General features: G+C 72.1%; 12 protein-coding genes. 4 read left to right on the top strand and 8 right to left on the bottom strand.

Annotation, left to right across the window (positions count from 1 at the left end; all coding sequences use genetic code 11):
- Positions 1-155 precede the first annotated feature (155 nt).
- From AB0G10_RS42030 to AB0G10_RS42015, 4 genes are all read right to left on the bottom strand, one after another.
- On the bottom strand, positions 156-1,424 hold the full coding sequence (locus tag AB0G10_RS42030; RefSeq protein WP_360935803.1) for an erythromycin esterase family protein: 1,269 nt from the start codon (positions 1,422-1,424) through the stop codon (positions 156-158).
- Positions 1,421-3,283 (bottom strand): SpoIIE family protein phosphatase, encoded by a 1,863-nt coding sequence (locus AB0G10_RS42025; protein WP_360935800.1) that lies wholly within the window; start codon positions 3,281-3,283, stop codon positions 1,421-1,423. Before AB0G10_RS42025 ends, AB0G10_RS42030 begins: the two co-directional genes overlap by 4 nt.
- Positions 3,284-3,470: 187 nt before the next feature.
- Entirely contained in the window at positions 3,471-3,869 is a 399-nt protein-coding gene (locus AB0G10_RS42020) for a type II toxin-antitoxin system PemK/MazF family toxin (protein WP_360935797.1), read from the bottom strand.
- A 15-nt stretch (positions 3,870-3,884) separates the two neighbouring features.
- On the bottom strand, positions 3,885-5,276 hold the full coding sequence (locus AB0G10_RS42015; protein ID WP_360935794.1) for a GGDEF domain-containing protein: 1,392 nt from the start codon (positions 5,274-5,276) through the stop codon (positions 3,885-3,887).
- 138 nt (positions 5,277-5,414) lie between these two features.
- Between AB0G10_RS42015 and gndA the strand changes: the two genes are divergently transcribed.
- The gene (gene gndA, locus AB0G10_RS42010; RefSeq protein ID WP_360935791.1) at positions 5,415-6,854 is read left to right on the top strand and encodes an NADP-dependent phosphogluconate dehydrogenase; all 1,440 of its coding nucleotides are present in this window, start codon (positions 5,415-5,417) and stop codon (positions 6,852-6,854) included.
- A gap of 233 nt (positions 6,855-7,087) precedes the next feature.
- On the opposite strand, the gene AB0G10_RS42005 is transcribed toward gndA, so the two are convergent.
- From AB0G10_RS42005 to pgm, 3 genes are all read right to left on the bottom strand, one after another.
- Entirely contained in the window at positions 7,088-8,422 is a 1,335-nt protein-coding gene (locus AB0G10_RS42005; RefSeq protein WP_360935788.1) for an MFS transporter, read from the bottom strand.
- A gap of 44 nt (positions 8,423-8,466) precedes the next feature.
- Positions 8,467-10,749 (bottom strand): bifunctional diguanylate cyclase/phosphodiesterase, encoded by a 2,283-nt coding sequence (locus AB0G10_RS42000; protein WP_360935785.1) that lies wholly within the window; start codon positions 10,747-10,749, stop codon positions 8,467-8,469.
- Positions 10,750-10,830: 81 nt separating this feature from the next.
- Positions 10,831-12,480: a phosphoglucomutase (alpha-D-glucose-1,6-bisphosphate-dependent) gene (pgm, locus tag AB0G10_RS41995; RefSeq protein ID WP_360935782.1), complete on the bottom strand. Its 1,650-nt coding sequence runs from the start codon at positions 12,478-12,480 to the stop codon at positions 10,831-10,833.
- A 111-nt stretch (positions 12,481-12,591) separates the two neighbouring features.
- Between pgm and AB0G10_RS41990 the strand changes: the two genes are divergently transcribed.
- Positions 12,592-12,933 (top strand): STAS domain-containing protein, encoded by a 342-nt coding sequence (locus AB0G10_RS41990; protein WP_360935779.1) that lies wholly within the window; start codon positions 12,592-12,594, stop codon positions 12,931-12,933.
- A gap of 30 nt (positions 12,934-12,963) precedes the next feature.
- Complete coding sequence (yaaA, locus tag AB0G10_RS41985) at positions 12,964-13,752, top strand: peroxide stress protein YaaA (protein ID WP_360935776.1); 789 nt, start codon at positions 12,964-12,966, stop codon at positions 13,750-13,752.
- A gap of 3 nt (positions 13,753-13,755) precedes the next feature.
- Here yaaA and AB0G10_RS41980 read toward each other — a convergent pair whose 3' ends face one another.
- On the bottom strand, positions 13,756-14,277 hold the full coding sequence (locus tag AB0G10_RS41980; protein WP_360935773.1) for an FKBP-type peptidyl-prolyl cis-trans isomerase: 522 nt from the start codon (positions 14,275-14,277) through the stop codon (positions 13,756-13,758).
- Positions 14,278-14,502: 225 nt separating this feature from the next.
- On the opposite strand from AB0G10_RS41980, the gene AB0G10_RS41975 reads away from it, so the two are divergent.
- Positions 14,503-15,288 (top strand): hypothetical protein, encoded by a 786-nt coding sequence (locus AB0G10_RS41975; protein ID WP_360935770.1) that lies wholly within the window; start codon positions 14,503-14,505, stop codon positions 15,286-15,288.
- Positions 15,289-15,296 lie beyond the last annotated feature (8 nt).

Here is a 15,296-nt window from a genome sequence, read left to right as displayed (position 1 = left end):
TGTCCCTGGAAGTGATGGGGAAGCGATCGCGAGGGCAGCCTAAAACCGATCACTGCCAGACGGATCCGTATTCGAGGACACAGATGCCCGGCCACCTATCCGATGTGGACTCACCGGTTGCGGCAAAGCGAAGATCCATTTAAGCGGAACCTCATTCAGACCCCGCTCGGGAATGTCTCCGGCTCGCGGGTCACGACCCGCATCGTGTGCAGCGGCCGCAGCGCGTGCGTCTCGTCGAACCACAGGAATGCGTCGTAGCGGTCGCCCAGAATCGTCGGCACGTAATTCGCCCACCGCTCCCGGTGCGCCTGATAGACCACGCCTATCGCGCGATGTGCTAATTCGGTCGTGAGAAGGCCGGGTCTGTCATTTCCACCCGGGAAGACCATGAGGGCGCAGGGCGGCGCCGTCGCGTGCAGCACGTCCTCGAGCGAGTCCGGCCGCGCCTCCGGCACGGCCATCACCTCCATGTGGTCACCCCAGGAGGGTCCGGCCACCACACTTCCCCGGTACGTGCCGAAGCCGACCAGCAGCACCTCGTCGTCCCCGAAGCGCTCGCGGGCGAGCTGCCCCAGGGTGACCTCGCCGTACCGGGCCTGGTCCGTGGCCCGGGCGTCGCCGACGTGCGTGTTGTGCGCCCAGACCACGGCCCGCGCATCCGGGCCGTACCGGTCGAGCAGCCGGTCCAGGGTCTCGTCCATGTGCCGGTCGCGGATGTTCCAGGCGTCCGCCCCGCCGCGCACCATGGTCCGGTAGTAGCCCTCGGCGCCCCGCACGACCTCGGCGTTCTGCCACGTCCCGAAGTCGCGTCCGCGCAGGTCGCTGAGCATCCGGACGACCTGGTCCTCGCAGGTCGCGCCGACGAACCGGGTGGCCCAGCCGTACGCGTTGGGATCCTCGTCGTACGGCTCGAAGCACTTGTACGCGTCGAGCGCCGGCGGCACCATGTCCGGCTCGTGCTCGCGCAACCAGGTGAGGATCTCCCGCATCGACTGCCACAGCGAATACACGTCGAGCCCGTGGAACCCGGCCCGCTCACCCTCGGGCCGGCGCGCGTTGAAGTCGCGCAGCCATCGGGTGAAGTCGACGGTCTCCTCGTTCGCCCACATCCAGGTCGGCCACCTGTCGTACCGGACCAGGGCGGCCCGCGGGTCCTCCGGCGCGCCCGGCGCGCACCGCACCGCGGCGTCCACCCGCTCGCAGTCCGGCCAGTCGCCCTCGACCGCCACGAACGAGAAGCCGCGCTCCTCGATGAGCCGCCGGGTGAGCGCGGCCCGCCAGCTGTAGAACTCGTGCGTGCCGTGGGTGGCCTCGCCGATCTGGACGACCCGGGCGCCGGCCGCCCGGTCCAGCAGAATCTCCAGATCGCCGGGGTCCCGCAACGGCCGGGCCATCGACGCGACCTCGTCCCCGTACCGGATCATCCTGATGCGGTACCCCGGGCGAGTTGCCCTATACGTCCGACTTCACCGGTGTGGGCGTTCGTCTCGGTGGCCGGCGCAGGCCGCGCTGCCAGGATGCAGGTGTCGTCGTCCGGGTTGGCCCGGCGCAACCGGGCCACCAGCTCGGCCAGCGGGCGCAGCGGCGCGGCGCGGACCGCCTCGTCGACCGTGGCGATCACCGCGTCCAGCCCGGCGTCGAGGCTCTTCCCCCGGTGCTCGACCAGGCCGTCGGTGTAGAGCAGCAGGACGTCCCCGGGAAGGAAGCCGGTGACCGCGTTCGTGTACGTCGCGCCCTCCACCACGCCCAGGACGTGCCCCTGCGGCCGGGCCAGCATCCGGGTCCGGCCGCCCCGGTTCAGCAGCGGCGGTGGGTGACCGGCCTGCGCCCAGACCAGCTCGCGGCGGGCCGCGTCGAACCGGGCGATCACCGCGGTGGCGGAGACCTCGGGCGTCTGCAGCTCCAGCTCGCAGGTGAGCCGGTTGAGGTGCCCGAGGATCGCGGCCGGGTCGCTGGTGACCACCGAGAGGGCGCGCAGGGCGTGCCGTAGCTGGGCCATCGTGGTGGCCGCAGGGGTGCCGTGCCCGGCCACGTCGCCGACCGCGAGCAGCACCGAGCCGTCGCGCAGCGCGGCCGCGTGGTACCAGTCACCGCCGACCAGCGCGTCCCCGGAGGCCGGCAGGTAGCGCACCGCCGCCTTCAGGCCGGGCAGCTCGATCGGCTCGTCCGGGATCGGCAGGATGATCCGCTGCAGCTGGGCGGCGAACTCGTGCTCGGCCGCGAGGGTGCGCCGCTGCTCGTCGAGCTCGTGCTCCACCGCGGCCAGCCGTTCCGCGCCGGCCTGCTGGTCGGTGACGTCCTGCACGATGCCGTAGATGCGCAACGGCCGGCCGTCGGCGTCGCGGACCGCGTCGGCGACCGTACGCAGGTGCTTGATCCGGCCCCCGATCCGGACCCGGGTGATCAGGTCGACGCGCTCGGCGCAGCGGAACGCGGCCAGCGCGGCGAACCGCAGCGGCTGGTCGTCGGCGACCGCCATCCGCTGCGCCTCCTCCTGGCTGATCGGGCCGAGAGCCGGCTCCCGCTCGTAGATCCGGTAGATCTGCGGCGACCAGTAGATGTCGCCGCTCACCAGGTCCCACTCGCCCCAGCCGAGCTTGCCGAGCTCCTCCATGCCGTCGAGGCGGTCGCGCTCCCGGCCCGGGTTGTCCCGGCGGTCCCAGGCCAGCAGCAGGCCGGGGCCGAGCGGCCGGGCGCGCACGGTGTATTCATTCTCGCCGATCCGCAGCGGGCCGAGCGCGGCCGGCTCGCCGGTGTCCAGCACCCGCTGGTAGACGGCGCAGCGCTCGGCCGCGGTCACCTGCGGATAGTGCCGGCTCACCGGCATCCCGATCAGCTGGCAGCCGTGCCGGCCGTCCGGGGTGACCGCGCCCGGGCTGGCCGCGGCCCAGACCAGGTCGGTGAGCAGGCCCTCCTCGTCGCGCTCGGCCACGAAGTACCCGGACATGCCGGGCAGCGCGTCGAGGACACCCTGGACGGTGGTGAGCCACGGCGTGGCCCGGGACCGGCCGGTCTCGGAGCGGGCGAGGGTGGCGATGAGAGCCGAGAGGTCACTCTGCTCCTGGGCGGTGTCCAGCAGCTGAATGACCTTCCCGGCCATCTCCTCCACATCGCAGCGCTGCCCCGCTGCCATCCTCAGCAGGTGCCGGTGGGCTTCGGCGAGCCGGCACCGCGCCCGGCCGGCCAGGAGCCCCACGGCGCGCTCGACGCGCAGCCGGGAATGCTCCTCGCCCGCTCCGGGGCGCAGCGCGCCGGGCGCCTGCGCGTACACCTGACCACCCACCAGCGACCTCCCCGCCCGCTCTGGGTTCCTGCTTACGCCAGGCCGCGCCCGCGCCGCATCCCCCGATCATCCGGGCAGGCCTCCTGCCTGCGGCATCGCACCGCACGGGTCACCCGGTCGGGCGTCGGGCGTTCGGGGCAATGACACGACGTCAAGGGCCTCGAATGCCCTGAATGGACTAATCCGTCTAGTCGAGTTCGAAGAGGGTGCGCATCGCCTCGGTGAGCCGGGCCATGCTCGCGCCGGTCACCATGCCGATCCGCTCGGCGCCGGTCGACGCGGGCAGCCGGCGCATCCGGTTGATCACCACGACACCGGTGATCGGATCCTGCTCGGTGAGCGCCACGGCGTACGGCGGGAGCTCGGTCACGCCCCGCTGGCGCACGATCGGCGCGCAGAAGGGCGCGGCGTTGCTGCGTTCGTTGTAGGAGTCCCCGGAGAGCACGAGCACGCGGTATCGCAGGTCGGCACGGTCGCCGATGGTCCAGATCTCCCCGCGGCGCACGTCAGCCCAGTCCTGCGGGCAGGGGTATCCGGCGCGGCATGGCAGGAAGCGTACCGCCGCCCCGATCTCGGCAGACGCCACCCCGCCGACTACCGCTCAAGCAGCGCGGCCGGCGGCCTTCTCCCGGTACATCGCCTGATCGGCGCGGCGGATCAGGCCGTCGGCGTCGAGCGTGCCGTCGGAGCGGATCACCCCGACGCTGGCGCCGACCCGCACCTGCTCCCCCGCGATCGGGACCGGCGCGGCGACCGCGGCCCGCACGTGCCCGGTCAGCCGCTCCTCGGCGTCCGGGTACGCGGAGATCAGCACGAACTCGTCGCCGCCGTACCGGGCCACCGTCTCGCCGTCCCGCAGCCCCTCCCGGAGCCGGGCCGCCACCGCGGTGAGCAGCCGGTCGCCGGCCAGGTGGCCGAGGCGGTCGTTGACCGCCTTGAACCCGTCGAGGTCGCAGAAGAGCAGCACCACGGAAGGCCCGGCGGCCAGCGCGGCGTCGAGGCGGCGCCACAGCTCGGCCCGGTTCGGCAGCCCGGTCAGCAGGTCGTGAGTGGCCTGGTGGCGCATCGCCGCCTCGGCGATCTCCCGCTGCTCGGCGAGCCGGGCCACCCGGATCGCCACGAGCACGACGATCAGCAGGTTGCCGACGGTGAGCAGCGCGGTGTCGCCCCGTACGCCGAGGAACTCGCGGATCGCCGAGACCATCGGCACCACGGTGACCGCGACGGTCAGGAACAACACCCGGATCCGGAAGGGACGCTCCGCGGGCCCCGGGCCGGCCTCGGCCAGCCGGGACGCGCCGGGCAGCATCATGGCGAGACCGACCAGCAAGTAGCAGATCATGAAGAGCATCTCGGCGCCGGGCGGGGAGGCCGAGCCGTCCGGGCCGGCCGCCAGCATCGTGACCGCGTTGGCGGCCAGGTCGAACACCACCGCGGCGACGAGGGTCAGCAGCGCGGGTGACCGGTCCGCCGCGATCTGCACCAGGCGCACCAGCGCGCCGAGCAGCCCGGCCAGCAGCAGAACCGTGGCGAGCACCGTGGTCTGGCGCCCGGTCGTCATCCGGGCCGCGTTCAGGCCCGGTTGCAGCAGCGCGCTCCACAGGATCGCCGCCACCACGATCGCCACCACGGCGGCGTCGATCAGCCCGCCGACGTCGTTGCGGCCGCGCCGCAGCACCAGGCAGACCGCGGCCACCAGCAGAACCACGTGGCCGGCCGCCACCAGCGGATTCCCGGGCGCGGCGATGGCGAGGCCGGCGAGCCAGGCCACCAGGTTGTTGAGCAGGAGCAGACCCATCCCGCAGGCGAACAGCGCGTACGGGCGGCGCTCGGCCGGCGGCAGCCCGCGGATGACGGCGAGCACCGGGATCACGGCGATGACCGACACGAGCACCATGAGCAGATGGCGCCCGGACGGCGAGGCCGCCGGCATGGCAGCCGTCAACGCGCCCGTCACACCGAGATAGGCGGGCACGCCGAGAATGCGGGTCACAAGCGAAGCCATCGGCCGGAAGGCGCGCGATCTGAGCGTCCTGCTCAACACGTGGACGTGATCGAACCGACGCGGCCGCTATCCCGTAAGAATGACCGCGGGGCCCGTAACGGGCGGGTAACGAGGAAGGACTGAGTGATGTCGCAGAAGGCGCAGATCGGAGTCACCGGCCTGGCGGTGATGGGCCGCAACCTGGCCCGCAACTTCGCCCGGCACGGTCACACCGTGGCGGTGCACAACCGGTCCTACGGCCGCACCAAGGAGCTGGTCGAGGAGTTCGGTCACGAGGGCACGTTCCTCCCGGCCGAGACCGCCGAGCAGTTCGTAGCGAGCCTGGAGCGCCCCCGCCGCGTCGTCATCATGGTGAAGGCCGGCCCGGCCACCGACGCCGTGATCGACGAGTTCGCCCCTCTGCTGGAGGAGGGCGACATGCTGATCGACGCGGGTAACGCGCACTTCGCCGACACCCGCCGCCGGGAGGCCGCCCTGAAGGAGCGCGGCCTGCACTTCGTCGGCACCGGCGTGTCCGGCGGCGAGGAGGGCGCGCTGCACGGCCCGAGCATCATGCCGGGCGGTTCGAAGGAGTCCTACGAGGCCCTCGGCCCGCTGCTGGAGGACATCTCGGCGAAGGTCGACGGCGAGCCGTGCTGCGTGCACGTGGGCCCGGACGGCGCCGGTCACTTCGTGAAGATGGTGCACAACGGCATCGAGTACGCCGACATGCAGCTCATCGCCGAGGCGTACGACCTGCTGCGTCAGGTGGGCGGGCACACCCCGGCCGAGATCGCCGACGTGTTCCGGGGCTGGAACGAGGGCCGGCTCGGCTCGTACCTCATCGAGATCACCGCCGAGGTGCTGAAGCAGACCGACGCGTCGACCGGCAAGCCGTTCGTCGACGTGGTGCTGGACCGCGCCGAGCAGAAGGGCACCGGCCGCTGGACCGTGCAGGCCGCCCTCGACCTCGGTGTCCCGGTCTCCGGCATCGCCGAGTCGGTCTTCGCCCGGGCGCTCTCCGGCGGCGCCGAGGTCCGCGAGGCGGCGGCCGCGGCCGGCCTGCCCGGCCCGGCGTCGAACGCCGGCGTGCACAACGGCGACCTGGTCGCCGACGTCGAGCAGGCGCTGTTCGCCTCGAAGATCGTCGCGTACGCGCAGGGCTTCCAGCAGATCCAGGCCGCGAGCGCCGAGTACGGCTGGGAGATCGACCCGGGCGCCATGGCGAAGATCTGGCGGGCCGGCTGCATCATCCGCGCCAAGTTCCTGGACTTCATCAAGCAGGCGTACGACAAGAAGCCGGAACTGGCCACGCTCCTCGTCGACGAGTACTTCCTGGACGCCGTCTCGGGCGCGCAGGACGCCTGGCGCCGGGTCGTCGTCACGGCGGCGCAGCAGGGCATCCCCTCGCCGGGCTTCTCCTCGGCGCTGGCCTACTACGACGGCCTGCGTGCCGAGCGCCTGCCGGCCGCGCTGATCCAGGGCCAGCGCGACTTCTTCGGCGCGCACACCTACCACCGGGTCGACAAGGAGGGCTCGTTCCACACCCTCTGGGCCACCGACGAGCGCAACGAGATCGACGCCTAGCACCCGACTGCTAGCACCCCGCGCCGCGCCGCAGCCCCGCACCCTTCCCGCTCACCCACCCCCTCCCGATCTTGATGATTCACACAGACCCGGTGCAGCCCGAATCAACAAGATCGAGGGCGGGGTGCCTGGGCGCGGGGCGCGGCGTTCAGGAGCGGGGCGGCGTTCGGAGGCGACGCGCGGCCGTGCAGGGGGCCAGGTGCGGGGCGCGGCGCAGGGTGCGGGGTGCGGACTCACGCCAGGACGATGGTCTTCTCCGTCGTCGTCTCGGCGTTGAGGCGGCGGTAGGGGCGGCTCGCCAGGGCGATCGTCGTCGCGATCACGCCGATGATGCCGGTCAGCACGAAGACCAGGGCGATGCCCCGGTCGGCGCCGGTGCCGAACCACGGGCCGAGTTCGCGCGCACCCCAGCCGTCGGTCATGAAGGGGATGAACACGAACTGGGTGATCGGCGAGATCAGGAACGCGGTGAGCGGCGAGGCGGCCTGCTCCGCGCTCTGCGCCAGCCCGAACACGCGGCCCTGCCGCTCGTAGGGCACCACCTTCTGCAGGATGGTCTGCTCGGCGGCCTCGGCGTAGGGCATGAGCAGCATGTAGAGGTAGAAGCCGACGGCCACCCACCAGATCGACGCGCGCAGCGGGAAGACGATGATGATCGTCCAGAGGGCCACATTGATCAAGAGCAGCAAGCGTACGGGGTGACGGCCGAGCCCGGTCCGGGACACCACGATGCCGCCGACGATCATGCCGGTGCTGAGTACGCCCCAGAGCAGTCCCCAGGCCTGCACCGAGACGAGCGACAGCCCGTACGCGTCGGCCAGGGCCATGAAGACGCCGCCGAGGAAATTGTTGAACATGCTGAACAGGATCAGCGCGGTCAGCCCCGGCACCCCGGCGATGATCCGCAGCGTGCCGCGGATGTCCACGCCGCCCCGATGACCGTCGGCGTGCGGCTCGGCGGCCCGCTCCGGGAGGGTCACGAAGGACAGGTGCAGGATCGCCAGGCCGAGCGCCGCCATCGCCAGGATGATCACTGAGCGCATCCCGTCGAAGGCCACCAGCACGCCGCTGATCACCGACGTGGTCAGGAACGTCGTGCCGGTGACGGTGCCGACCAGGCCGTTGGCGCGGTCCCGGGTGTCCTCCTCGATGAGCAGCGTGACCAGGGTGGGCATGGCGATGGTCCGGATGTTGCCGGCGATCACGCCGGCCATCAGCAGCAGGACCAGCGCCCAGAGGGCGACGCTCGCCGGGTCGTGGAACTCGTCCGCGGGGGTGAGCAGGTAGACCACCGAGGCGCCGGCGTAGAACAGCAGCGACGCCACCGCCGACCCCTGCAGCGCGGTCTTCTTGCGGTGACCGTCGACGATGCTGCCGAACCAGATGCCGGTGGCGGCGGTGAGCACCAGGAAGATGCCGGAGATGACGCCGGTGGCGAACACCGATCGGGTCTGCAGGTACACCCAGAAGGTGACGGCGAACCAGACGGTGAAGTTCATGACCGACACCAGCAGGGTGTTGGCGAGCAGCTGGTAGAAGGTTCTGACATGGCCCCGGATGACGGTCATGCCAGGCAGGGTACGACCTCAAGCGGGCTGGAGGTCCACCCTTTTCAGGCGGCCCGCACCGGATCGGCGGCCATCAGCGCGCCGCACTCGGCCGCAGGCAGCGGCTTCGCCATGTGGAAGCCCTGCCCGTAGCGGTAGCCCATGGCCCGCAGCCGGTCCGCCTGGGCCCGGCTCTCGATGCCCTCGGCGACCGCCTTGAGCTGGAGGTGCTCGGCGAGCTGCGCGACCGCGCCGGCCACCGCGAGCCGTCCCCGGTCCTCCCCGTCGGCGATGCCGTCGACGAACGACTTGTCGAGCTTGAGCACGTCGACCGGGAACTCCCGCAGCAGGCTGAGCGACGACTGGCCGGTGCCGAAGTCGTCGAGCGCGAGCCGGACGCCCATCTCGTGCAGCGCCTCCAGGGTCTCCCGGACCTGCCAGCCGTCCACCACGGAGGACTCGGTGACCTCGAGGATCAGGTTGCGCGGGGTCAGGCCGGTCTCGCTGAGCACGGCCGCCACCTCGTCGACGAACCCGGCCTCGCGCAGCTGGCGGACCGCGACGTTGACGTTGATCGCCTCGATCGCGCCGGCGCCGTGCTCGGCGCGCCAGCGGGCCAGCTGCTCGCAGGCCTCGCGCAGCACCCACGAGCCGAGCGGCACGATCAGGCCGGACCGCTCGGCGACCGGGATGAACTCGCCGGGCGAGACGAAGCCGCGCTGCGGGTGCTGCCAGCGCACCAGCGCCTCGGCGCCGGCCAGGCCACCGGTGACCAGGTCGAAGACGGGCTGGTAGAGCAGGCGCAGCTCGCCGGCGAGGATGGCGTTGCGCAGCTCGCTGGCGAGCCGGGCGTGCCCGGCCATGTCCTGACGCATCTGCGGCTCGAACCGGACCCAGGACGCCTTGCCGGACTCCTTCGCGGCGTACATCGCGATGTCGGCGTTGCGCAGCACCTCGTCGGCGGTGTCGCCGGCCGCGGCGATCGCGATGCCGGCGCTGGCGTGCAGCAGCAGGTCCTGGTCGCTGAGGTGGAACGGCTCGGCGAGGGCGCGCAGCAGCCGCCCGGCCGCGGTCTCGGCCGCGTCCGGGTCGTCGACCGGCAGCAGCACCGCGAACTCGTCGCCGCCCAGCCGGGCCGCCATCTCGCCGGCCGCGCACTGCTCGCGCAGGCGCTGCGCCACCTGGTAGAGCAGCTGGTCGCCGGCGGCCGGGCCGAGCGTGTCGTTGATCATCTTGAAGTCGTCGACGTCGATCAGGATCGCGGTGGCCGGCTCGCCCGCCTCCAGGCGTTCGCCGAGCGCCACGCCGAAGCGGGTGCGGTTCGGCATGCCGGTGAGGCTGTCGCTGAGCGCGAGCCGCTCGAGCTCGGCCTGCTGACGCCGGATGCCGCGCAGCGCGATGGTGTTCTCGCGGAGGCTGAGCAGCTGGCGGGCGACCACGAACCCGGTGATCAGCACGGCGCCGATGATCACGGTGCGCTGCCGGCCGGTCATGTCCTGGGCGCTGACCGAGACGACGAGCGCGGCCGTGGCGGTGACCGCGAGGAACGGCAGCAGGTTGAAGAGCGACCGGTGGCCGGGCGCCCGGCGCGGCTCGCCGGCCAGGGCGTGCCCCTGGAGCAGGGCGGCCACGCAGACCGCCGCGCCGATCAGCGGCAGGGCCAGCACCGAGAGCGCGAGCCGGCTCAGCTCGTCGCCCGCGATCAGCAGCATGTTGCCGACCACCGCGACGACCGGCACCACGGTCATGACCCGCAGGGCGAACGCGTCGACCATGGTCTCCGGGCGGGCCGCGGCCTTGCCGATCACCACGAGCAGCAGCACGCAGCCGACGCCGATCACGGCGGCGGCGGTCCGGGTGACCAGGGAGGTGCCCGCCGGGGCCAGATCGAGCACGACGTACCAGAAGACCAGCGCGCTGGCGACCGCCACGGTCGCGGCGTCGAGCACCCCCCGCACCCACCCGGCCGCGGTCCGCCGCGGCCCGGGCAGGCCGAGGAACGCCGTCATGAGCAGCACCACGCCGAACGCCATCGGCACCGCGGTCTGCAGCGAGAGGCCGGTGTTGTTGTTGGCCCGGGCCAGCGAGACGCAGGAGGCCACGAGCAGGCAGATCGAGGCGAACCCGAGACGCCGCCAGAACGTGCGGATCGGGCGGCGCAGGCCGGGCCGGCGGGCGATCCGCCAGGCGGCGACGACCGCGGCGGCCTGGGCGACCGGGCCGCCCGCGTAGCCGAGGAACACGTCGGACTCGTGCCGCATCAGCAGCCACACCAGCACCCCGGCGATGGCGGCACCGGCCACCACGACCGGAGCGAGCCCGGCGGCCCGCTTGTCCTCGGCTGCCATCACGGTGTCCGAATGCTCCTCGCCGACTGATAGATCCAGCTTGCGGCATACCAGTCGGCGGGAACGCACAGAACCTGAGATCTAACCGCCCAGCGCCGCGGAGACGACCCCGCGGGCCTCCTCCTGGATGCGGGCCAGGTGGTCCGGGCCGTGGAACGACTCGGCGTAGATCTTGTAGACGTCCTCGGTGCCGGACGGGCGGGCCGCGAACCAGCCGGACTCGGTCACCACCTTGAGGCCGCCGATCGCCGCGCCGTTGCCGGGCGCGCTGGTCAGCACGTTGGTGATCTTCTCACCGGCGAGCTCCTTCGCGGTCACCTGCTCCGGCGACAGCTTCCCGAGGACCGCCTTCTGCTCGCGGGTCGCGGGCGCGTCGATGCGGGCGTACGCCGGCTCGCCGAACCGCGCGGTCAGCTCCCGGTAGTGCTCGCTCGGCGTCTTCCCGGTGGTCGCGATGATCTCGGAGGCGAGCAGGTCGAGCAGGATGCCGTCCTTGTCGGTGCTCCACACGCTGCCGTCGCGGCGCAGGAACGACGCCCCGGCGCTCTCCTCGCCGCCGAAGCCGATCGACGCGTCCAGCAGGCCGGGCACGAACCACTTGAAGCCGACCGGCACCTCGTCGAGGCGGCGGCCCAGGTCGGCGGCGACCCGGTCGATCATCGAGGAGGAGACCAGCGTCTTGCCGATCCCGGCGCCGGCCGGCCAGTCGGTGCGGGCCCGGAACAGGTAGCCGATCGCGACGGCGAGGTAGTGGTTCGGGTTCATCAGCCCGCCGTCCGGGGTGACGATGCCGTGCCGGTCGGCGTCCGCGTCGTTGCCCGTGGCGATCTGGAAGCGGTCCTTCTGGGCGATGAGCGAGGCCATCGCGTACGGGGAGGAGCAGTCCATCCGGATCTTGCCGTCCCAGTCCAGGGTCATGAAGCCGAACCGGGGGTCGACGACCGGGTTGACGACGGTCAGGTCGAGGCCGTGCCGGTCGGCGATCTCGCCCCAGTAGGCCACGCTCGCGCCGCCGAGCGGGTCGGCGCCGATCCGGACCCCGGCCCGCCGGATCGCCTCGATGTCGATGACGCTGGGCAGGTCGTCGACGTAGGTGGCCAGGTAGTCGTACCCGGAGACGGTGGCCGACTCGCGGGCCCGCACCGCGCTGATCCGGCGCACGCCCTTGAGGCCGTCCGCGATGAGCTCGTTGGCCCGGTCCTGGATCCACTTGGTGGCGTCGGTGTCGGCCGGGCCGCCGTTCGGCGGGTTGTACTTGAAGCCGCCGTCGTCCGGCGGGTTGTGCGACGGGGTCACCACGACGCCGTCGGCCAGGCCGTCGCTCTGCGAGCGGGTCTTGTTGTACGTGAGGATCGCGTGCGACAGCGCCGGCGTCGGGGTGTACCCGTCCCGGCTGTCGATCAGCGTCGTCACGTCGTTCGCGGCGAACACCTCGAGCGCGGTGACCATGGCCGGCTCGCTCAGCGCGTGGGTGTCACGGCCCAGGAACAGCGGCCCGTCGGTGCCCTGCGCCTTGCGGTACTCGACGATGGCCTGGCTGGTGGCGGCGATGTGGTCCTCGTTGAACGCGGTCCGCAGGCTGGAGCCGCGGTGACCGGAGGTGCCGAAGGCGACGCGCTGACCGGCCTGGGACGGATCCGGGTGCTCGGTGTAGTACCGGGACACGACCTTCGGCACGTCGATCAGGTCGGCCGGTTCGGCGGGCTTGCCGGCGCGGGGGTGGGTGGACATCGCGGCCTCCTCAGGAGCGTGGACCTGTGCGGAATCGTATCGAGCCGCCCTCGTCCCCTTACCCGCCGCGGCCGATGTGACTCCGTGTCACTTCCGGGGAAGAAGGAACCGGTGGACCTTTCCCTGCGAGAGACACCGGACGCCGTCCTCGTGGCGGTGCGCGGCAACCTGGACCTGGACAGCGCCCCGTCGCTGGCCGTCTGCCTGGACGAGGCGCTCTCCCGGCCCGAGCCCCGCGTCGTGGTGGACCTGTCCGGCGTGGACTTCTGCGACTCGATCGGGCTCAGCACGTTCGTGACCGGCCACAACCGGGCCGAGGCGGCCGGCGGCTGGCTGCGGATCGCCGCGCCGTCGGAGTTCCTCGAGCGGCTGCTGAACACGCTCGGGCTGGCGAGCCGCCTCGGGGTCTACCCGAGTGTGGCGGACGCCCTGGCCAACCGCCCGGACGACTGAGGCCACGGCCCGGCCGGATAGTCTCGCGGCGTGCTGATCCTGCTGCCGCCGTCCGAGGGCAAGACCGCCGCGACCGCTGGCGCGCCGGTCGACCCGGCCGGCCTCCGGCTCCCCGGGCTGGCTCCGGCCCGGACCCGGGTGCTCAACCGTCTCGTCGCCCTCTGTAAGCGCACGAGCGAACGCTCCGTGGCCGACTCGCTGAACGTTCTCGGGCTCAGCGCCGGCCAGCGGGACGAGGTCGCGCGCAACGCGACCCTGCACACCGCGCCGGCCGCCCGCGCCGCCGAGGTCTACACCGGCGTGCTCTACGAGGCCCTCGACCCGTCGTCCCTCGCCCCCGCCTCGCAGAAGTGGCTGGACGACACCGCCCTGGTCTTCTCCGGCCTGTGGGGCGTGGTCGGCCCGGGCGACCGGATCCCCGCCTACCGGTGCTCGATCGGCGTGACGCTGCCGCCGATCGGCGGGCTCACCTCGTACTGGAAGAAGGTCTTGAAGCCGGCGCTGGATCCCCTGCCCGGACCGGTGCTGGATCTGCGGTCGGGCGCCTATGTGGCGATGTGGGCGCCGGGCGCGCAGAGCTGCCAGGTGCGGGTGCTGCACGAGCGCGTGGCCGGCGGCGAGGTGAAGCGGTCGGTGGTGAGCCACTTCAACAAGGCGACCAAGGGACGGCTGGTCCGCGCGCTGGCCGAGGAGCGCGCCGCGCCGGCGACGGCCGACGAGCTGGTGACCGCGATGCGTGACCTCAAGTTCACCGTCGAGGAACGGCCCGCCCCGGAGGGCAGGCCGCGTCAGCTCGACGTCGTGGTGACCGAGATCTAGGTCCTACTTCGCGTCGAGGATGTCCACGACGAAGCGCAGGTCGCCCTGCTGCGGCCCGTAGGCGAGGTCGGCCGGCACGTCCAGCTGGATCCGGCTGCCCACCTTCTGCCCGGGGATGGCCTGGTCCCAGCCCTTGATCAGCTGTCCGGTGCCGATCGAGGTGGAGAACGGCGCGCCGCCCTCGCGCCACGACGAGTCGATCAGGTCACCGGTGGAGTACGAGATCAGCTTGTAGTTGACCGTGATGGTCTGCCCGGCCTTCACCGCCGGGCCGGTGCCCGGAATGATCTCCTTGACCGCCAGCTCCTTCAGGGTGCCGGTGCCCGGGGTGACCTCCGGCTCGACCGCGAGCGGGCTCGCCGGCGCCGACGAGGTCTGCGAGGCGGGCGCGGCGGCGCTCTCCGGCTCGTCGCCGTCCCGGTTCACGAAGAAGATCACGGCGGCGAGCACGGCGAAGACCAGCACCGCGGTCAGCACACCGGCGATCGCTCCGCCGCGGCGCTTGGTGTCGAGCGTTTGCGTCATCCCAGAATCCCCTGCCAGTGTCGGAAACTTCGGACACGGTACTCGCTGCGGGATCAATGCCGCGGGCAAGCTCGGCCGAATCGCCGATGCGCTTGATCAGCCATAAGTCCTTCAAAGCAGGACCACTCTTCACTCCGGCCCCGGGGGATGAGATCGTTTATCGCCCTCGACCCGATCTTCACCGCCTGATCCGGAGGACCCTTGCCCGATCAGACGCCACCGGACATGCCCGCCTCGCTCCTGAAGAAGGAGAAGAGATCCTGGCGGGAGTACGCCGCCCCCGGACTCGTGATCCTCCTCGGCGTGCTGGCCGTGGTCGCCTTCGGCGTGGTCGTGGTGACCCGCGGTGGCGACGATCCGGGTCCGGCGGACACCGCGCCGGGTCTCGGCGGGCTCTCCGACCCGGTCGCCCAGCTGCCGATCCCCCTCGACAGCCCGTCACCGTCGATCAGCCCCACCCCGGTGAACTCGATAGCCATCGAGCGGTCCGGCGTACCCGATGAAGTTGATCTCAGGGCCGAGGGCACGATCGACTGGGTGCACTGGGGTGAGCAGGGCACCTACGCCCTGGAGCGGAACGCGAACGGCGGCTTCGCGATCCTCGAGGGCACCCCGGGCGAGGACCGGCGGCGGCACACCGCGAGCCCCGAGACGTTCCGGTGGACCGGTGGCAGCCCGCTCGCCGCGGCGAAGGGCGTGACCAGCGGCGTGCAGGCCTGCGACGAGGGCGGCGGATTCACGCTCTCGGCGCCGGCCGGGACCCGGGACAGCACGCTGCGGCTCTACGTCGGCGCGCTCGCCGGGCGCGGAACCCTCGAGGTCAGCCTCAGCACCGGCGGCAAGCCCGTGACCGACAGCTGGGAGCAGTCCGGGGATTCGATGGCGACCGCTGCCTACACGGTGAGCTACACCGCATCGGGTACTGGCAAGATCTCCATCAAGTGGATCACCGACGAGTCCTTCGACACGGACTGCGGCGGTGTCTCGCTGCAGGCCGCGACCCTTAGCTGACCTGCTTA

The organism is Actinoplanes sp. NPDC023714 (genome assembly GCF_040639855.1).
Classification (GTDB): Bacteria; Actinomycetota; Actinomycetes; order Mycobacteriales; family Micromonosporaceae; genus Actinoplanes.
The sequence above is the reverse complement of the archived record's forward strand: the minus strand, read 5'-3'. Positions and strand labels throughout refer to the sequence as shown.